This is a genomic window from Bradyrhizobium sp. SZCCHNS3016 (assembly GCF_032484535.1).
Lineage (GTDB): Bacteria > Pseudomonadota > Alphaproteobacteria > Rhizobiales > Xanthobacteraceae > Bradyrhizobium.
The window spans coordinates 1-18,985 of record NZ_JAUETE010000021.1; the positions used below are offsets into that span (position 1 = coordinate 1).

Annotated in this window: 18 protein-coding genes and 1 tRNA gene; 13 read left to right on the top strand and 6 right to left on the bottom strand. The window is 64.7% G+C overall.

Features of this window, described 5'->3' with window-relative positions; translation table 11 throughout:
- Positions 1 to 39 precede the first annotated feature (39 nt).
- The 3 genes from QW881_RS29240 (at position 40) to dapA (ending at position 1,679) form a co-directional block, all read left to right on the top strand.
- Positions 40 to 324: a hypothetical protein gene (locus tag QW881_RS29240; RefSeq protein WP_315755236.1), complete on the top strand. Its 285-nt coding sequence runs from the start codon at positions 40 to 42 to the stop codon at positions 322 to 324.
- Between the two features lie 132 nt (positions 325 to 456).
- Positions 457 to 732, top strand: coding sequence for a hypothetical protein (locus tag QW881_RS29245; protein WP_315755235.1), 276 nt, complete (start codon positions 457 to 459; stop codon positions 730 to 732).
- The gene (gene dapA, locus QW881_RS29250) at positions 729 to 1,679 is read left to right on the top strand and encodes a 4-hydroxy-tetrahydrodipicolinate synthase (protein WP_315755234.1); all 951 of its coding nucleotides are present in this window, start codon (positions 729 to 731) and stop codon (positions 1,677 to 1,679) included. The genes QW881_RS29245 and dapA overlap by 4 nt, the downstream gene beginning before the upstream one ends.
- 36 nt (positions 1,680 to 1,715) lie before the next feature.
- On the opposite strand, the gene QW881_RS29255 is transcribed toward dapA, so the two are convergent.
- From QW881_RS29255 to mobB, 4 genes are all read right to left on the bottom strand, one after another.
- A complete protein-coding gene (locus QW881_RS29255; protein ID WP_315738681.1) occupies positions 1,716 to 1,967 on the bottom strand; it encodes a hypothetical protein in 252 nt (83 codons plus the stop codon).
- 227 nt (positions 1,968 to 2,194) lie between these two features.
- Positions 2,195 to 3,850, bottom strand: a complete 1,656-nt coding sequence (locus tag QW881_RS29260) for an OFA family MFS transporter (RefSeq protein WP_315755233.1) — start codon at positions 3,848 to 3,850, stop codon at positions 2,195 to 2,197.
- A gap of 733 nt (positions 3,851 to 4,583) precedes the next feature.
- A complete protein-coding gene (locus QW881_RS29265; RefSeq protein WP_315738740.1) occupies positions 4,584 to 4,823 on the bottom strand; it encodes a sulfurtransferase TusA family protein in 240 nt (79 codons plus the stop codon).
- 120 nt (positions 4,824 to 4,943) lie between these two features.
- The gene (mobB, locus tag QW881_RS29270) at positions 4,944 to 5,477 is read right to left on the bottom strand and encodes a molybdopterin-guanine dinucleotide biosynthesis protein B (protein ID WP_316158138.1); all 534 of its coding nucleotides are present in this window, start codon (positions 5,475 to 5,477) and stop codon (positions 4,944 to 4,946) included.
- Between the two features lie 240 nt (positions 5,478 to 5,717).
- On the opposite strand from mobB, the gene mobA reads away from it, so the two are divergent.
- From mobA to QW881_RS29295, 5 genes are all read left to right on the top strand, one after another.
- A complete protein-coding gene (gene mobA, locus QW881_RS29275; protein ID WP_316158137.1) occupies positions 5,718 to 6,347 on the top strand; it encodes a molybdenum cofactor guanylyltransferase MobA in 630 nt (209 codons plus the stop codon).
- 9 nt (positions 6,348 to 6,356) lie between these two features.
- The gene (locus tag QW881_RS29280) at positions 6,357 to 6,947 is read left to right on the top strand and encodes a cation transporter (RefSeq protein WP_316158136.1); all 591 of its coding nucleotides are present in this window, start codon (positions 6,357 to 6,359) and stop codon (positions 6,945 to 6,947) included.
- Between the two features lie 186 nt (positions 6,948 to 7,133).
- Complete coding sequence (locus QW881_RS29285) at positions 7,134 to 8,345, top strand: ABC transporter substrate-binding protein (protein ID WP_315738686.1); 1,212 nt, start codon at positions 7,134 to 7,136, stop codon at positions 8,343 to 8,345.
- An 84-nt stretch (positions 8,346 to 8,429) separates the two neighbouring features.
- Positions 8,430 to 9,401: a tripartite tricarboxylate transporter substrate binding protein gene (locus QW881_RS29290; protein ID WP_315755230.1), complete on the top strand. Its 972-nt coding sequence runs from the start codon at positions 8,430 to 8,432 to the stop codon at positions 9,399 to 9,401.
- 176 nt (positions 9,402 to 9,577) lie between these two features.
- Positions 9,578 to 9,653 (top strand) — tRNA-Ile (locus QW881_RS29295).
- A gap of 900 nt (positions 9,654 to 10,553) precedes the next feature.
- On the opposite strand, the gene QW881_RS29300 is transcribed toward QW881_RS29295, so the two are convergent.
- Together QW881_RS29300 and QW881_RS29305 are read right to left on the bottom strand one after the other, a co-directional pair.
- Positions 10,554 to 11,753, bottom strand: coding sequence for a hypothetical protein (locus QW881_RS29300; protein WP_315755229.1), 1,200 nt, complete (start codon positions 11,751 to 11,753; stop codon positions 10,554 to 10,556).
- Positions 11,750 to 12,625: a DUF6502 family protein gene (locus QW881_RS29305; protein ID WP_315755228.1), complete on the bottom strand. Its 876-nt coding sequence runs from the start codon at positions 12,623 to 12,625 to the stop codon at positions 11,750 to 11,752. Before QW881_RS29305 ends, QW881_RS29300 begins: the two co-directional genes overlap by 4 nt.
- Before the next feature lie 101 nt (positions 12,626 to 12,726).
- Between QW881_RS29305 and QW881_RS29310 the strand changes: the two genes are divergently transcribed.
- The 5 genes from QW881_RS29310 (at position 12,727) to QW881_RS29330 (ending at position 18,850) form a co-directional block, all read left to right on the top strand.
- Complete coding sequence (locus QW881_RS29310; RefSeq protein ID WP_315755227.1) at positions 12,727 to 13,947, top strand: glycosyltransferase; 1,221 nt, start codon at positions 12,727 to 12,729, stop codon at positions 13,945 to 13,947.
- A 169-nt stretch (positions 13,948 to 14,116) separates the two neighbouring features.
- The gene (locus QW881_RS29315) at positions 14,117 to 14,671 is read left to right on the top strand and encodes a hypothetical protein (RefSeq protein WP_315755226.1); all 555 of its coding nucleotides are present in this window, start codon (positions 14,117 to 14,119) and stop codon (positions 14,669 to 14,671) included.
- 369 nt (positions 14,672 to 15,040) lie between these two features.
- Positions 15,041 to 16,732: a PQQ-dependent methanol/ethanol family dehydrogenase gene (locus tag QW881_RS29320; protein ID WP_409998961.1), complete on the top strand. Its 1,692-nt coding sequence runs from the start codon at positions 15,041 to 15,043 to the stop codon at positions 16,730 to 16,732.
- Between the two features lie 141 nt (positions 16,733 to 16,873).
- On the top strand, positions 16,874 to 18,088 hold the full coding sequence (locus QW881_RS29325; RefSeq protein ID WP_315755224.1) for a c-type cytochrome: 1,215 nt from the start codon (positions 16,874 to 16,876) through the stop codon (positions 18,086 to 18,088).
- A gap of 72 nt (positions 18,089 to 18,160) precedes the next feature.
- Positions 18,161 to 18,850: a response regulator transcription factor gene (locus QW881_RS29330; RefSeq protein ID WP_315755223.1), complete on the top strand. Its 690-nt coding sequence runs from the start codon at positions 18,161 to 18,163 to the stop codon at positions 18,848 to 18,850.
- The last annotated feature ends 135 nt before the right edge of the window (positions 18,851 to 18,985 follow it).

Genomic DNA, 18,985 nt, shown 5'->3' on the forward strand with positions numbered 1-18,985 from the left:
CTCTGCTGCGACAATTTCTGAGCCGCCGTCATTGCCGCGATGTTCTTTTCCACTGACAAGTCTGCGGAGCTTCCGGCCGCCAGGGTGCTGGTTCGATTTCTGCTGCGAATGGCGATCCTCATCCTGTTCGCGACCTTCGGCAGCATCGGCTTCGGTCGCAGCCTCGCCGCCCTGCTCTGGATGACCACGATCCTGTGTGCCGTGCTCGCGATGCTGCGCCGGGAGCGCGCGTTCGCTGCGAGCCTGAACCATTGGGACGAGATGATCGGCTACACCGCGCTCTATTGCGCGGTGATGGCGCTGATCCAGCCGTCCGGAAACTAAGCGCCCCTACGCCGCTCTTATGCGATCGCACGCGGCGCCATCTCGAATTCCTACCCCTCGCCTTCGATATTGCCGACCATGAGCGCCGATCGTTCCGACCGGCCTGCTCACACCACAGCAAGGATCACTCCCGTGAAAAGTCTCGAACCCCCATCGTGCAGCATGCCGGCCCCTGCGCTCGTCTTCATCGGCAAGAACGGCCGTGGCCAGTGGGTCGCCCAGGAGCAGAATGGGCTCTATGGCGGGCTGTTCGTGAGCCGTGCCGAGGCGATGAAATATGCGCTGTTCGAGAACGGCCACCATCCGGAAACCATCGTCGAGCTCTCGCGCACGATCGAGCTCGATACCGACGGCCGGCTTGCTCCGATCGGCTTGCTGTTCGCGAGCGGAAGGCGCCCGGTCGCATGAGCGATGCGCTCAGGATGCGGCCTGGATCGGCCGCACGCTGGCTCGCCGGCACCATCGCGGACATTCCAACCCCGTTCGATGCCAATGGTGCGCTCGACCGCCCGGCGCTCGCCAGACTGTGCGAGCGGCAGATCGAAGCGGGCGCCAGCGCGATCCTGGTCTGCGAGACCGCAGGCGAAGCATCTACGCTCACCACGGCAGAGCGCGAACAGGTCATTCGCACGGCAGTGACGGCGGCCGCCAATCGGGTCCACGTCATCGCCGGAGCGGGATCCAACGCGACGCTCCAGGCCGTGCAGAACACCCGCCAGGCAGCAGCCGCCGGCGCGGATGCGATCATGTCGGTGGTCCCTTACTACAACCGACCTACGGCAGAGGGAATCTACGCGCATTTCCGCGCCGTCGGCGACGCGACGGCGCTGCCGGTCATTCTGCACGATTGCCCGTCGCGCACGGGACGCGCACTGCCCGACGATACATTGGTGCGCCTTGCGCGGTGGGCGCAATTCGTCGGCCTGCGTGACGGCACCGGCGATATCGCACGGACCGTACATCTGCGATCACGGCTTCCGATCGGCTTCCGCCTGCTGTCAGGCGACGATGCGATGGCCGTGCCGTTCGCGGCCGCCGGAGGTGACGGCAACATCTCGCTGGTAGCCAACGTCGCACCGCAGCTCTGCCGCGCGCTTTTCGCCTATTGTCAGCGCGCCCGCTGGCGCGCGGCGCGACGGCTGCATCATCAGTTGCTGCCGCTGATCGAGGCGTTCAGCCGCGATACGCCGGCCTCGGTCAAATACGCGCTCAGTCTCCAGGGGCTCATCGCGGCCGGCGTTCGTCTGCCATTGACAGCTTTGGACTCTCCCACGATGGCAGCCGTCATGCAGGCCATGACGCTGCTCAGCGCTCACACCGCAGCCGCGTCACGGAGGCAGGAGGTCCGGTGTTGAGAGGGCCCACCGCGCGGTGCCGCGAGGACCGATCGTTCAGAAGCTCCCTTTGTCGTCAACAATCTGCGGCGACCGCGGCCGGACTCTCGCATCACCCGGCAGCGACGGAGACGCCACGGAACTGCGCCGACAGAGCAGCTCGTTGCGCAAGCGCCGCAGCTTGGCCGCGGCGATCGCGGCATGAATGGTCCTGAAGATGCCGCGCAGCGTCTTGATTGGATGCGGCCGCCGGATGGCTCTCAGGCCGATAGCGCCGCGGGCTTCGCGAAACAGGTCAACCGCGCTCATGTCCATTCTCCGTCGGGCCGGCGCCAGATCCGGCCGGCAAGGCGGAAGATGGAGCCCAGCAGCGTAGGAATGCGAGAGAGGCCGAATTCGTCTCGTATAGGAAATCAATAAGTGCAAGGAGGTTCGGCGCTTTCGCGGTAAGCGAGCTTCCACCTAGCGGCCGCGCAGCACCGCGCAAAAAAAGGGGCGGCCGATCCGGCCGCCCCTTTTGTATCATCGTCGATCGGTCAGAAGATCTTGACCGCGCTTTCCAACGTCTTCCAGACGCCCCAGGCCAGCGGCACGCCGACGAAGGCCCAGAACAGGGCGGCCTTGACGTCGAGGCCGCCCTTGCCGATGCCGAACGACCCGTGCTGGATCGCCGACTCGTTCTTGGCGAGCTCCGCCTGGTACTTCGCGACTTCGTCCGCGCTCATGTTCCACTTGTCATCGACGGGCTTGATCAGGAAGTTGCAGATCAGGCCGGCGAGCAGCATGGCGCAGAGAATATACATCGTCGTGTTGTACAGCTGGTCGCGCGGCACGCCGGCGGCGAGCTGGAACTCGCGGATGTAGTTGACGACCACCGGGCCGATGATGCCGGCTGTCGCCCAGGCGGTCAGCAGCCGGCCGTGGATGGCACCGACGAACTGGGTTCCGAACAGGTCGGCCAGATAGGCAGGTACGGTCGAGAAGCCGCCGCCATACATCGACAGGATGATGGCGAAGGCCCCCACGAAGAGCAGCTTGGACCCCATCGCTGCGAAGGTCGGCGCCAGCGCATAGAGCACGATGCCGATCAGGAAGAAGCAGTAATAGGTGTTCTTGCGGCCGATGTGATCCGAGAGCGACGCCCAGAAGAAGCGGCCGCCGATGTTGAACAACGACAACAGGCCGGCAAAGCCTGCCGCGATGCCCGCGATCGCGGCCTTCTGGCCGGCGTCGAGCTGGTTGAAGCTGACGTCGGGCAGACCGATCAGCTTGCCGGCGAAGATCTCCTGCAGCATCGGCGAGGCCATGCCGATCACGCCGATGCCTGCCGACACGTTCAAGCAGAGCACCCACCAGACCAGCCAGAACTGCGGAGTCTTGTGCGCGTTGTCGAGATGCACATGGTGCTCCGAGATCATTGCCTTCTTGACCGCAGGCGGCGTCCAGCCTTCGGGCTGCCAACCGACCGGAGCGACGCGATAGGCAAAGGCACCGATCATCATGAAGACGAAGTAGATCACGCCCATCGTGACGAAAGTCTCCCAGACACCCACCGAGGTCGGGGTCTTGAAGTAGTTCATCAGCAGGTTGGCGAGCGGAGCACCGATCATCGCGCCGCCGCCGAAGCCCATGATGGCCATGCCGGTCGCCATGCCGCGCCGGTCCGGGAACCATTTCACCAGGGTCGACACCGGCGAGATGTAGCCGAGGCCGAGGCCGATGCCGCCGATGACGCCGGCGCCGACCCACATCATCCAGAGCTGGTGCACATAGATGCCAAGCGCTGCGATCAGCAGGCCGCCACCCCAGCAGCAGGCCGCGACGGCACCCGCCTTGCGCGGTCCGGCCCGCTCGAGCCAGCCACCCCAGACCGCCGCGGAGCCACCCAGCAGTACGAAGAACAGGGTGTACATCCAGCCAAGGCTTGCGACCTTCCAGTCGCAGGTCGTCGTGAACAGCTCCTGCACCAGGGTCATGTCCGGGCAGGCCTGGGTCTTGGTCACGCCGATCGCGCGCGACAGCGGCAGCCAGAACACCGAGAAGCCATACGCCATGCCGATGCACAGATGGATGCACAGCGCAGCCGGAGGAACCAGCCAGCGGTTGAACCCCGCCTTGGCGACCGTGTGCTCACGGTCGAAGATCCCCGCTTGCGAGCCCGGGAGCGTGCCCGCGCTTTCAATGGTAGCCATGCATTCCTCCCCTACGGACTCCCGTCCAACGCAACAACGTCATGTTCTGTCCCCTTGATCAGAATCAATACGCCCACTCACCCCGCCCGCTATCGCGTACCAGAGCAGTCCCGCAACGCACAAACGTTCATCATTGGCTCGATGCGCATAACACCCCACCCGAGACGTTATGCCCTCACCATCTTTGTGCCGCTGTTCTGCCTGGCCCGCTCCCCAGCGGGCATGACTCGTCTCCCGCAACCTCCGCGGAAGCGTCTCAATTGGTGCAGAACTGAGGCAAATTGTCGATAGTAAAATGGTAATAATCGGTCGATCTTCGTGGATTGATCGCAATGCAGCGGGAATGTGTTGCTAACAAACACACAAATTCACGTGCAACCAACGCGACCGCCACTCACGGCTGTAGCCACATTGCTCTCGATTACTTTCCGGACGCGTCACGACCATTCCTGATGGAATCAACTAATGAGATGTCCGGGCGATCAGCGACGGGACACGGCTTAACGCCGCATGCGCGGCGCTCGCGGAAACGTGAAGACGAAGCAACTTGTCCTTGCCTGGCAACAGCGTCGCAAGCCTGGACTGAGAACGCGGCATTGTTGTGAGCTCGGGTTGACGCCGCTGCGACGATAGGAAGCAGCACGATCCCTTGACACATCGATGCGTCGAGATCGCACCCGCGAACTACGTAGTTCGAGCAACCTGCAGCAGAGGATGTTCACCGCCGCACGGGTCATCCGGCCGGTCCCGCCGCCTTCTCGATCCGAAACAGAATCCCGCGCTCGGTGCGATCGACGCTCTCCACCCGATCTCCGGTCTCCCGTACCAGATTCGGGATGTCGATCACCGCAAGCGGGTCGGTACAGCACACTTCGAGCCGCTCTCCCGCCTTGAGCGTCCGTAACGCCTTCCGGGTCTTCAGCACCGGCAGTGGGCACTTCAGGCCCGTCAGATCCAGCCTCGTCATCATCATGTGCGCGACCATGGCCAAGCGGTTCCGGCACGTCAACCGGGCCGCACCATCACGGGAACCCTGAACTGGGTTCCTGGGATGCCAGAGGAACACTGGCGTTGCGAACTCGCGCGAGTTCCATCACGGAACACCAAGTTTGTCGCACAACGCCAGAACGTCCGCCAGCGGCATCGCCAGATGGTGGACGAGCGCCGCGATCGCCGGGATATCGTCGAGATGAACGCGCGGCAGCGCGGTCTCGACATCGCCGTCGCTGGCGAGCCCGACGATGCCTGGATCATCGGGAAACAGCAGCGGCTTGCCGTTGGCTGTGCGATGCACCTCGATGCGGCGATGCGGCCCGGCCTTGTAGCCTTCGATGACGACCAGATCGACGGGAGACAACTTCGCCAGAAGCTCCGCGAGTGCCGGCTCCCTTGCGCCGCGCAGCTCGTGCATCAGCGCCCAGCGCGTGCCCGACGCGACGAGGACCTCCTCGGCACCGGCCTCGCGATGCCGCCACGAATCCTTGCCGGGAACGTCGACGTCGAACTTGTGATGGACATGCTTGATCACCGAGACGCGCAGTCCCTGCCCCTTGAGATAAGGAATCAGCCGCGTCAGCAGCGTGGTCTTGCCGGCGCCGCTCCAGCCGGCGAGGCCGATGACTTTCATCGCGGTCTCCAGAAAAGCCCCGGCGCTTTCGCACAGCCAGGAGCGCGGGATCGATCGATGGCCCGAAGGCCGGGTGGAACGCCATATCCACGCTTCGCGCTGTCATGCCAGCAGCCCCGCGGACCAGGCAAGGCCCGTAAGCGAGGGGCGTGCCCGGGGCGGCCGCCCCGCAGGCGCAAATGGTGGATCGTGCGCGCCCAACGCTGACGCCCTGGCAGCAGTCGTGGTAACGAACCCGCGATGACAGCCATGACCTCGACTTCGATCCCCGGCGTGCTGCTCGCCGGCGGTCGCGCGCAGCGGATGGGCGGCGGCGACAAGCCGTTGCGCATGGTCGACGGCCGCACCATCCTGGAGCGCGTGATCGCGCGGCTGGCGCCGCAGTGCAGCCGGCTGATCCTCAATGCCAATGGCGACCCGGCGCGCTTCGCAGGCAACGGCCTGACAGTCGTGCCGGATGGTGTCGTCGGCTTTCCGGGCCCGCTCGCCGGCATTCTCGCCGGCCTCGACTGGGTTGCGGCGCACATGCCGGAGGCACGGTGGATGCTGAGCGCCGCCGGCGACTGTCCATTCCTGCCGCGTGATCTGGTCGCACGGCTGGCGACAGCGCGGGCGGCGGAGCAGGCCGAACTGGCGTTGGCGGCGTCCGCCGGACAGATCCACCCAGTGATCGGGCTGTGGCCGGTCGGGCTGCGCGAGGACCTCCGCCACGCCCTGGTCGCGGAGGACATCCGGAAGGTCACCCGCTTCACGGCGCGCTACAAGGTCGCGACCGTGAGCTGGCCGTCGGTTCCGCTGGATCCGTTCTTCAATGCCAATACCGCGCTCGACCTCGCCGAGGCGGAGCGGCTCGCAGCTCTCGAGGATTGAGGACGCCTGATGGACGCGACAACCATGGTCCGCCGCGCCGTGCTCGCCGTTGCCGTGCTCAATCTCGGATATTTCGGCATCGAGTTCGCCGTGGCGTTGGCGATCGGCTCGGTGTCACTGTTCGCCGACAGCGTCGACTTTCTGGAAGATGCCTCGGTCAACATCCTGATTGCGCTGGCGCTGCGCTGGAGCCCGCCGCGGCGGGCGCTGCTCGGCAAGGTGCTGGCGCTGATCCTGCTGGCGCCGGCGGTCGCCGGACTGTGGACCGCCGGCGAGAAGTTCTTCACGCCGATCGTGCCCGCGCCGCTGCCGCTCACCGTGACCGGCCTCGGCGCGCTGATCGTCAATCTCGGCTGCGCGCTGATCCTGGCGCGGGTCAGGGACCACCGGGGCAGCCTGACCCGCGCCGCCTTCCTGTCCGCACGCAACGACGCCTTCGCCAACATCGCGATCATCGCGGTCGGTCTCGTGACCGCCTTTGTGTGGCCCTCGATCTGGCCCGACCTGATCGTGGGCGTCGGCATCGCGCTGATGAACGCCGACGCCGCACGCGAGGTGTGGGAGGCTGCGCACGAGGAGCAAAAGACCGCCAAGGCCTGAACGGCCGAGGAGCCTGCGCGCGTGAGCGACGACCTCGCTGCTTGCGGCGTTGCAGCGCACAGGATCGCCCCACCACTCCGCCGTCCGGCATGATTGACGGCCGCCCCGGATTGATTGCAGATAGGCGGACCGGCCGGCAGAGCCGGAACAAACAACGGCATCATGCCGGTATCGGTGGAGGACTGATTGCAACTCAGCTGTTTGAAGCGAGCGGCGTGGGCCGCAGCCGCGCTGCTGGTCACGACCGCCGCGCAGGCCGAGATCTCCGACAACGTCGTCAAGATCGGCGTGCTCAGCGACATGAACGGCCCGGCCTCGACGCCGACCGGACAAGGGTCCGTCACCGCGGCGCAGATGGCGGTCGATGATTTCGGCGGCAAGGTGCTGGACAAGCCGATCAGCGTCATCGTTGGCGATCATCAGCTCAAGCCCGACATCGGCGCGGCGATCGCGCGCCGCTGGTACGACACCGAGCAGGTCGATCTCATCGTCGACGTGCCGGTCTCCGCGGTGGGCCTCGCCGTGCAGACCATCGCGACCGAGAAGAAGAAGCTGTTCATCACGCAGTCGACCGGTTCCGCCGATTTCCACGGCAAGTTCTGCTCGCCCTACGCGATGCAATGGGTGTTCGACACCCGCGCACTCGCCACCGGCACGGCGAAGGAGGTCGTCAAGCGCGGCGGCGACAGCTGGTTCTTCATCACCGACGACTACGCTTTCGGCCATTCGCTGGAGCGCGACGCGTCGAGCGTCGTCACCGCCAATGGCGGCAAGGTCGTGGGCGCGGTGCGGCCGCCATTCGCGACGCCGGATCTGTCGTCCTTCATCCTGCAGGCGCAGGCCTCCAAGGCCAAGATCATCGGCATCGCCGCCGGCCCGCCCAACAACATGAACGAGATCAAGACCGCATCCGAGTTCGGCCTGCTCAAGGGAGGCCAGCAGATGGCGGCGCTGCTCGCGCTGGTCACCGACATCCATTCGCTCGGCCTTCCGGCGGCGCAGGGGCTCCTGCTCACCACCTCGTTCTACTGGGACATGGACGACAAGACGCGCGAATGGTCGAAGCGCTATTTCGCCAAGATGAACCGGATGCCGACGATGTGGCAGGCCGGCGTCTATTCCGCAGTCATGCACTATCTCAACGCCATCAAGGCGGCGGGCAGCGACGATCCGCTCGCGGTCGCCGCGAAGATGCGGGACACGCCGGTCGAGGACTTCTTCGCCCGCAACGGCAAGCTGCGCGCCGACAATCTCATGGTGCACGATCTCGTGCTGGCGCAGGTGAAATCGCCGGAGGAGAGCAAATATCCGTGGGACTACTACAAAATCCTCGCGACCATCAAAGGCGATGACGCGTTCGGACCGCCCGATCCGGCGTGTCCGCTGATCAAGAAGTGATGGCGCACTGAACGATCGGCGGCCGCGGGCGACCGGGCCGCCGCACGCGAGCTGAACGGCAACAATCGATGGGGGAAGACGAGCATGAAGCTGGCGCGCGCGCTGCTGTTCGGGCTGATCGTGGCGGCGGGACTCGCCGCCAAACCGGGGCCGGCGCTCGCCGCCTATCCGGACCGTCCCATCCGCTGGCTGATCGGTTTCGCCCCCGGCGGGCCGGTCGACATCGTCGCCCGTATCATGGCGCAGTGGCTGTCCGACCGACTGGGCCAGCAGGTCGTGGTCGAGAACCGCACCGGCTCGGGCGGCAACATCGCGGCCGCCGCCGCGATCAACTCGCCGCCCGACGGCTACACGCTGCTGTTCGTCGCGCCCAACAACGCGATCAGCACCTCGCTCTACAAGAAGCTGCCTTACGACTTCATCCGCGACACGGTGCCGGTCGCCAGCATCATGCAGCTCACCAACATGCTGGTGGTGAGCAACGACGTGCCGGCCAAGACCGTCAAGGAGTTCATCGACTATTGCAAGGCCAACCCCGGCAAGATCGCCTTCGCCTCCTCGGGCAATGGCACCTCGGTGCACATGGCGGCCGAGCTGTTCAAGGCGATGACCAAATGCGACATGCTGCACGTGCCCTATCGCGGCTCGGCGTTGGCGTTCCCGGACATCATCTCCAACAAGGTGCAGTTGATCTTCGACAATCTGCCGACGGCGCTGGAGCAGGCGCGCGGCGGCAGCGTGCGCGCGCTCGGCGTCACCTCGCCGCAGCGCTGGCCGACGGTGCCGGACGTCCCGGCGATCGCCGAGACCGTGCCGGGCTACGAATCGGTCGGCTTCTACGGCATCTCGGCGCCCAAGGGCACGCCGCCTGAGATCGTCGAGATTCTCAACAAGGCGGTCGGCGAGGCGCTGAAGGACCCCAAGCTGGTGGCAAGGCTCACCGAGACCGGCGGCATCCCGCGCGCGATGACGCCGGCGGAGTTCGGCAAGCTGGTCGTCGACGAGACCGAGAAGTGGCGCAAGGTGGTGGAATTCGCCGGGGTTTCGGTGGACTAGCGTCGCGGCGGGCCGAGACCGGGCCGGCGGCGACGGCGGCGCGCCAAAACGATCCAGTAGCGGCATTGCCGGATGGCTGGCCAGGCTGTAAACGGAGCCCGAACCGTCGTTGGGGTTCCCACGCCGCGCCGGACAGGCCCGCTCCTGCCCGCCGCCGGCAAGACCTCCGCGCCGCGGGGCCTGTAGCTCAATGGTTAGAGCCGACCGCTCATAACGGTCTGGTTGCAGGTTCGAGTCCTGCCGGGCCCACCAGCGATCTCAATGAACGGCTTGTGTGATTTTGCCATTGCGGGCTCGGCGCACCAGAAACGTCCACTTTTCGTTCGTGCGGAAACACTGCCAGGTTCGGCGTCCGATGGCTCACAACGGCGACGTGCTGCCGTGGAGCTGGAAGCCGGCCGATCATGTCAAGATCTGAGGCCATGTGCAGCGGCCGGACGCTTACATCGGGCGTCTCTCCGCCTTCTTATTCGACATGATCGTCTCCTCTGTTCGATACTACACGGCTACACACGAGCGGTCGACAACATAGCATTGGTCCGGCTTCCGTCGTGATCTCGCGGTGATGACATCTGGTGGTCCATCCGGGAGTCCGTGCTCAGCCCCGCCTGCCAAGCGGGCGCACATGTCCTCGTCAGGATCGCGGGGCAACACAGACACAATAGCGCGCTCGACGTCTCAATCGAGTTGTCATCGCCGGCAAGATAGCGTGCTCTCCGCATCCGCTTCGATCCACCAAACGTCTCTCCGCCGATCAGCGGAAACTCAGCCAATCTTCTGTCGTCGCACTGTCTGCGAGACGGCGCTCGCCAGAGCGGCGAGCGCCGTCGGGTTGTTCATATTCTGCTCAGCCGCGGGCTCGTCGCTCCGTGCGTCGCAGAAACATCGCGCGGCGAATCCACCCGCATCGCCGCGCCCTTGGGAATCGGGGAGGTCTTCACTACAGCCATTCTCGGCCGAAATCGAACACCCCACCCTTTGCAGATCAATTACTTAGCTCCACAAAAAATCGCAAAATCCCGATTTTCGAGCGCGAATCCGCGAACTCGGGCTAGCTGTTCGCAGCGCAAGTTGCTCGCGATGAATCGCATAGCGAAGCTGGACGACGCTGCGAGCGCGCGCCTCTCGCCCGCTCTGCCAAATCTTCGTTGTTCATCGCCGGCCGCGGCCGCCGCCCAGGCCGGGAGGACTGCCGCCGCCCAGGCCGGGAGGACCGCCGCCGCCAAGGCCGGGAGGACCGCCACCGCCAAGGCCGGGAGGACCGCCACCGCCAAGGCCGGGAGGACCGCCACCGCCAAGGCCGGGAGGACCGCCGCCGCCAAGGCCGGGAGGACCGCCACCGCCCAGCCCGGGAGGACCGCCGCCTGGCACAGTAGCGCCGCCCGGGACGTCCGAGCCGCCGGGCGTCGCGCCCGGAGTTTGCTCGGATCTCGTGCCTTGGATCGAGTCACCCGGAAATTTGTTGACGGACTGGATGGATTCAACCCGCAAGCCACGGGAACTGTCAAAGGTGGCGTTCACGACCACGCGGGCATTACCTGAGGATGCGAAGCGACTATTGTCATGCGCGACATAGCCCGAGCCGAATTGCAGATAGCTGCCGACGCGGCGGACATAGCCTTCGATCGACAGACGGTTCGCGCCGAAGAAATCAGAGAGGTCGTCAGCCCTTATGCGCGAGATTTGCATCACGCCTTGCGTAACGCGGCCCTCAGCCTGAACACGTTGTCCGACGAGTGCGGCATCGGCGCCGTTGAGTCGCAACCCGCCTATTCGCAGGCCGCCGCGATCGCGTTCGAGTGGTCCGGAAACCCGCGTTGTCGCGTTAAGGCGTTGCTCGACCAGGCTTGAGACGATCACGCCGTCGATGCGGCGCACTCCGAAGACCGCGACATTGACGCCCGGATGGCGCCAGCTTTCGTGGCCGGCCGCTATGATCCGCTGGCCCAGCACGGTCATCTCGCCGTCCCTGACGCTTTCGATCGGCCCCATCACCTCGCTGACCACGTTGACGCCACGGGTGATCAGCGAACCGTTCGCCTGCGGCAGCGCCAGCACACGAGCCAGATGTCCGATCTTGAGCGCCTTCGCCGATACCGGTTCGCCATCGATCCGCACCGGGACGTTCGGCGCATAGCTGATGCGTTGGCCGTTGACGAAAATGCTGCCGAAACGCTGAATGACGCCAACAATGCCGGTGCCGCCGATGCCCTGATCGTGGCCACGCGTGATACCGGTGCCGCCGATACCCTGATCGCTGCCGCGGCGCACCTGCGCCCAGGCGGAGGACGATCCGGCAAGCCAGAGTCCCAAAAGCAACGAGCGGCGCGAGATGACGGGCTGCTTGGTCATGACGAGCCGCCTTCGTCAGCATCACCATTCGCCGCGTCGTCCGGACCTTCGCTGTAAATGTAGATGCCGAAATTCCAGCGGTGGTCGCCGCCCTTGTCCCTGGCGAGCGCGCGGTTTGCTTCCCGGTTGGCGATCTTCAGGGCGTCCATGGCCAGTTCGCGCGAACGCCCTTCGAGACGTTTTGCGAGCTTGGCCGAAAGGCCGTCATAGTGCACCGCGCGTTCGAGGAAACGGGGTGCTGGCCCGGATACGTTTTCGGCGGCTGCCGCGATATGATCATGCAGGTTACGGCCGAGATAGTGCCATTTGCGCTCGTCGTCGCCGCGCGGAACGAAGCCAGTATCCACCAACACGATCTCTTCATCGCCGTTGATGGTCACGAGCTCGCGGTCCAGCCATTCATCCAGCACTGCGCGCGGGCGGACATCCTTCGTGATCGAACTGACGAGCTGCTCGAACGAGGGCGCATCGCCACTGGCCATGCGCGGCAAGGGCAGCGGATCGCCGTTCGCGTCCGTGAACTCCGGAGCGGCGAGCCAGCGTGCCATGATCGCGCTGGTCAGCGACAGAGTGGCAGGCGTTTCATTGACCGGCGCACCGGCGCCGCGCAGCCGCGCAACCTCCTTGCGGTGAATTCCGGTGAGCAGACTCACGCGGCTGTCAGTCTGCTCCTTTCCCTCCAGGGCAAAGTCGTGCTCGGCAACATTGACGAAGAGTTCTCGCAACAGCTGAGCCAGCTCAGGAAATGTCATTCCGCCGCGGATGCATAGCCGCACCAGCGGGCGCAGCAGGCGCGCCAAGGGCGCGCGCAGGCTCGCCGCCGCAATCGGCTGATGCGCAGCCGACTTCGATCTCCGGGATTTGGCGTTCATGGCGAAATTGTAGCGGCGAGTCCCGTGGGATACAATCCCACTTTTCCGTCGAGATCAATTGACGTGTGAAATTTTCCCACATATAAAGGAGGCGCTCAGTCATGGAGAGTTCGGCCATGCTCGCTCCCTCTCGGCGCCTCTCGGTGCTTCACATCTTCAATGACTGCTATCCCGACCTGTTCGGCGGAGCCCCGTCGGTGATCCGCGACATATGCGCAGGACTGAAAGACGCGTTCACCGCCTGCGTGCTGGTCTGCTCCAAGTCGAACGGGCAACGGCGCATCGTCGTGAACGGCGTTACGATCGAGCGCGTGCGCTCGTTCGGCGATGTAGGTTCGCTTCCGGCCGCGCCGACTTATCCGCTGCGGTTGTGGCGCCAGGTCGCCGATCACGATCTGCTCGCGCTTCATGCACCGTTTTCGCTCGCCGATCTCATGCTCGCCCTGGGGTTGGGCCGCGATCGACCTTTGGTCGTGCACTACCATGCGGACATCGTTTCGCATGCCGGACTGAGGTGGTTTATGAAACCGCTGTTGCGCCGGACGCTGCGGCAGGCGGACGCAATCATCGTGTCCAATGCCATTCTGCTGTACAGCAGCCCGCTGCTGCAGGAATTCGCTGAGAAATGTCACGTCGTTCCGTTCGGCGTCGATGCCTCGAAGTACGATTGGCCGGAGCCGCGCGACAATGACGCTGCCGAACGCGATCGTGGACGGCTTGTGCTGGCTTGCGGGCAACTCGTCCCCTACAAGGGTTTCGATGTGCTGGTGCGAGCGGCGGTCGGCCACCGCTTTGAGGTCTGGATCATCGGCGAGGGTCCAGAACGGGCGCGGCTTGAACGAATGATTCATAGCCTCGGCGTCGCGGATCGCGTCCGCCTGCTCGGCTCCGCGCCGAAGGCCAAACTCGCCAGTCTCATGTGTACAGCGGACGTCTTTGTCCTGCCGTCCGTGACCAATGCGGAAACGTTTGGCATCGCTCAACTGGAAGCGATGGCGGCGGGACGGCCGATCATCAATACATGGCTTGACACGGCCGTTCCACGCGTGGCGCGCGACGGCATCGAGGCCATCACCGTTCCACCTGGCAATCATGTTCGGTTGGCGGAAGCAATCGAGACATTGCTCCGCGATCCAGAGCGGCGCTGGCGCATGGGCCATGCCGCCCGGCTTCGCGCAACGACGCAATATTCCGTCGACGCCTTCGGGAAAGGAATCGAAACTGTCTATCGCCATGCCGTGATGACCAAGGCATCAAGCCGGTCGACCCTGGCTTCACGCCCCGGAACAATCGGAACGGGTCCGGAAAATCGACATTGCTGAGACTGATTGTGCTGAAACTCGTCGCGCAGGCTTAGCTCGCGATCACGATCCGTGAATAGTCAGGAAGGAGCTACTTATGTACTCGCAAAGCATACCTCTCGTAGAGAATGCGTGGGACGGGCCTGCGCGCGATCCAAACGCCCGATTCGATCCGCGGATTGGACGGCCCATGAAACCGCCTGGCCGTTCTCCTCGCCCCTCCGGCCTCAACGACGACAATGTCGCGAGCGACCGGCCGTCGATTGGCAGGCGAACACTCCACACCCTTGCCCGGCTCGTTATTGCAGTTCTCATCGGTATCGGCGCCACCCTTGCCTGGCAGTCCTACGGTAACGCAGCAAGGGACAAGGTGGTGGCCCGGGCTCCATCGCTGGGCTGGTTGTTATCCGTCTCGACGACGAAGTCGCCAGCCATTGCTGCAACTGTCCCGGACCCGATGCAGCAGCTTGAGCCCCTGGCGTTCAATCTCGATGTCGTGCGGCGCAGCGTCGAGCAACTCACCGGCAAGCAAGAGCAGATGGCCCAGAGCATTGCGACGCTGCAAGCTGTCGCAGACGACATCAGACAGAGAATGTCGACAACCCCGCCTTCGTCGCCGTCCCAGCAGCTAGCGGCCCCGATCCCGCAGCATAAACCGACGCAACCCAGGGCGCAGTCATCGGCTGTGCAGTCGTCAGTGCCTCGTCCGCTGCCCTCTGCCGGACCACCCCTGCTCCCGCGCTGATGGCCCAGATTGCCGGCGAGCTTTTTATCGATGGGACGTAGACGCGCGCGGCACGACGGTGCGTAAGCTGCGCCTCAAGTCACGTATCGTGAATTTGTCGATACCCGCTTCCTTGATCACGCGATTGACCATCGTGTTGAAGTCGGACATTTGGCGCCCCGACTTCATAAGTCCACGAAACTGCTGGAGAATCGACGTTCAACGGCAGCCCCACGGCCTACTACCTTCCGCCTATGAGAGCCTGGCAGAGCTGATGCTGTAATCGCTCCCGATGCTTGCAGCGCGACTGCACATCTGGGGCTTGGCGCGCACGTGCCACAACAAAGAAGTATGCGGAGGGAACTGATGAATTTCACGAGCAGGAGATTCTTGGCTGGCATCTCGACGGTTGCCTTCCTCGTCGCCGGCACGCTTGGCGTCCGCGCCAACGACTCGGCGCTGAAGGCCGCCGGCGAGCCCGGCGCCTGGGCGATGGCGGGCCATGATTACGGCAACACCCGGTTCAGCCCGCTCAAGGAGATCAACACCGAGAACGCCGGCAAGCTGTCGCTGGTCTATTCGTTCTCTCTGGCCTCGCTACGCTCGAACGAGGCCTCGCCGATCGTGATCGGCAACACGCTCTACGTCTCGACGTCGTGGGGGCCGAAATACGTCTATGCGCTTGATGCCGCGACCGGCGCGCGCAAATGGACCTATGAGCCGGACATTCCGGACGATACACTGCAATATGCCTGCTGCGACGTGAACAGCCGCGGCATCTCCTATGCCGACGGCAAGCTGTTCGTCGGCCGGCTCGACGGCAAGCTGACCGCGCTCGATGCCGCCACCGGCAAGGAGCTGTGGACGTCCAAGGTGGTCGACTACAAGCAGGGCTCGGTGATCACCTCGCCGCCGCTGGTCGTGCGCGACAAGGTCATCACCGGCTTCGGCGGCGGCGAGTACGGCGTGCGCGGCTCGCTGCAGGCCTACGACATCAACTCCGGCAAGATGGTCTGGCAGACCTATACCGTGCCTGCGCCCGGCGAGCCTGGCAGCGAGACCTGGAAGGGCGACACCGGCCTGCATGGCGGCGGCGCGGCCTGGCTGGTCGGCTCCTACGATCCGAAGAGCGACACGGTCTATTGGGGCACCAGCAACCCCGGTCCTTGGAACACCGCTGTGCGCTCGACCGGCAATGGCGATTTCGGCAAGCTGACCAATCTGTATACGGCGTCCACGCTGGCGCTCGATCCAAACACCGGCAAGATCAAGTGGCACATCCAGACGACGCCTGCCGATGCCTGGGACTATGACGGCGTCAACGAGGCTATTCTCGCCGATCTCAAGGTTGGCGGTGCGGCTGTCCCGACGCTGATGAAGGCCGATCGCAACGGCTTCTTCTTCGTGGCCAACCGCGAGACCGGCAAGGTGATCTCGGCCGAGAAGTACGTCTTCGCCAACTGGGCGCAGAAATGGGACACCTCGACGTTGCGCGCGGTCGAGGATCCGGACAAACGGCCGGGCCCTGGACATCCCGTCAAGGACGTCTGCCCGAACCTGATCGGCGGCAAGAACTGGCAGCCGATGTCGTACAATCCGGACACCGGCCTGGTCTACATCCCGGCGAACAATGTCTGCATGGACTGGTCGGTCAGCGACGTCTCCTACAAGCGCGGTGTGTTCTATCTCGGTGCGGAATTCCCGACCAAGGAAGGCCCCGGCGGCTTCCTCGGTGAGCTCATCGCCTGGGATCCCGTGAACAACAAGAAGGTGTGGTCGATCCAGGAAGACCTTCCGTTCAACGGAGGCACGCTCAGCACCGCCGGCGGCCTGGTGTTCTCCGGCAATCTGCACGGCGATTTCCGCGCCATCGACGCCAAGACCGGCAAGATCCTGTGGAAGAAGAATCTCGGCTCCGGCATCGGCGCCGGTCCGGTGACCTATTCGGTGGACGGCAAGCAGTACGTCGCCGTCGTCGTCGGCCGCACCGCCTCGATCCCGGCCTTCCTGGGCGAGATCGGCAAGAAGATGACGAACGCGGCTCCCGAAGGCGGCGCCCTGTTCGTCTTCGCGGTTCAATAGCCGCAACGCTCGCGACGGATGCGCGTGTCCCCGGACGCGGGACACGCGCAGCGTTCAGCCAATCCGCATCAAGCGGACGAAGACGGTCCGGCCGCGAGACCGAGCCGTACAAACAGATAAACAAGACCTGAGGGATCGAGGATGCGCCTGAATCGCCGTCAGACTGGCTCTAATTGGCGGGCCGCCGCCGAACTGGCAGCAAGCGCGACAGCTCTCGTCGCCTTGGTGGCCTCCACCGTGCTGGTCGCGTCGGCGGCGGGCCTGGCCAACGAGGCGGAGCCGCTGCGGCTTTGTGCGGATCCGACCAATCTTCCGTTTTCGAGCAACAATCCAACGCAGCCGGGATTCTATCTCGAGGTCGGCCAGGCGCTGTCGCGTGAGCTCGGCCGCCCCGTGACGTATGACTGGTACAAATCCTATTTCGGCAAGCGAACCGTGCGCGTGACGCTGCTGGGCAAGCAGTGCGACGCGATGATCGGCCTGCCGCTGTCCTCGGATTTCATGGGACCGACGGTGATCTTCTCGAAGAAGATCGCGACCGAGACCTACGCGCTTGTCAGCCGCGGAACGCTCGTCGTCCACAGCATCGACGAACTCCGAGGCAAGCGCGTCGCCGTGCAATACCAGACCACGCCGCAAAATCTGCTGGCCCAGCGCGACGACATCGAGAAGGTGACGGTGCTGACGCCGGACGAAGGCTTGGCGGCGCTGGCTCACGGCAAGGCCGACATCGCCTTCGTCTGGGGGCCGGTTGCAGGCTGGCTTAACAAGACGACCTACCAGAGCAGCTTCCGGATCCAGCCGGTCGAGGGCGACGGTCTGTCCTGGGATGCCGCAATCGGCCTTGCCAAGAGCTCCACGCAATTGCGCGATCAGATCGACGCCGCCCTGCCGCAGCTCGCATCGCGGATCGCCGAGCTGGCGGTCAAATACGGACTGCCAAGCGAGCCGTCGATCAGGCTCGGCGCCGTGCCGCGCCCGATCAAGCTGGCGTCGACGACTGACCCTGCTCAGCTTCTCCGCCAGCCGGTCGCCGAGGCGGCCGTGATCAGGGTTTCGGACTCGGCTGCTGCGAGCGATTCCAAGACCGAGGCGGTCAGCGCCGGCAAGGAGATCTTCAACGGCACCTGCGCACATTGTCATGGACCGGACGCCGTGCAGGCGGAACGGAAGATCGACCTGCGGCGGCTGCAGACCCGTTATGGCGAGGATATGCGCGACAAGTTTTGGACCACCGTGCATGAAGGCCGTCCGTCCAAGGGCATGCCGGCCTGGAAGGAGGTCTTTACCGACGAGCAGTTCGAGAGCATCTATGCGTTCCTGCAGACCGTGCAGTCGTCCGAAACGGCCAATTGAAGGAGGCGGACACCGGCCGCTCGATCTGCCGGATCACCTGGCGCGTGCAGGGGGCAAGTGAGGGGGGCGGACATGACGCGCTTTCTGATCATCGACGATCATCCGCTGTTTCGCGAAGCCCTTGGCAATGCGGTGCGTCTGGCGCATCCTGACGCCGAGATCTTCGAGGCGCTGTCGATTGCCGATGCGCTCAACACCCTCGCGCTAGAACCCGACATCGACCTGGCGCTGCTCGACCTGACGCTGCCCGATGCCGTGGGCTTCTCAGGATTCCTGCGGCTTCGTGCCACGCATCCCCGGCTTCCGGTCGCGATCGTCTCCAGTGATGAAGACCTCAACGTCGTGCGCGAGGCGCTTTCGCTCGGCGCCGCCGGCTATCTGCCGAAGTCCACCTCGAAGCGTGAGCTGACGTCCGCGATTGAGCGCGTGCTCAGCGGCTCGATCTCGGTCCCGAAGGACTTCGTGCCCGTGGCCGAGCGCCACGGCAACGGCTCCGCCCGCGCGCTGCAGGCGCGCCTCGAGGAGCTGACCCCGCAACAGCTTCGCGTCCTCGACCTGATCAGGCGTGGCTATCAGAACCGGGAAATCGCGGGCGAGCTTCAACTCGCGGAGTCGACCGTCAAGGCGCACATCACGGAGATCCTGAGAAAACTCCGCCTGTTCAGCCGCAACAAGGCCGTTATCGAGATCGGCAAGATCGCGCTGCCCGTTCCGGCCGACCGCCAGGGATCGCGCAACGCCTCGCGCAGAAAGCACCCGTAGCGCTATTGCTGCGCTGCAAGAGGTGACGGCCGCCGCAGGCGTCGCACCGTTGATGGCGTCTTGGTCGTTGATTGAGGCCGACCGACGCGCTATCGCTGGTGCTCCGGCCCTGACGTTCTTTCGAAGACGCAGCGC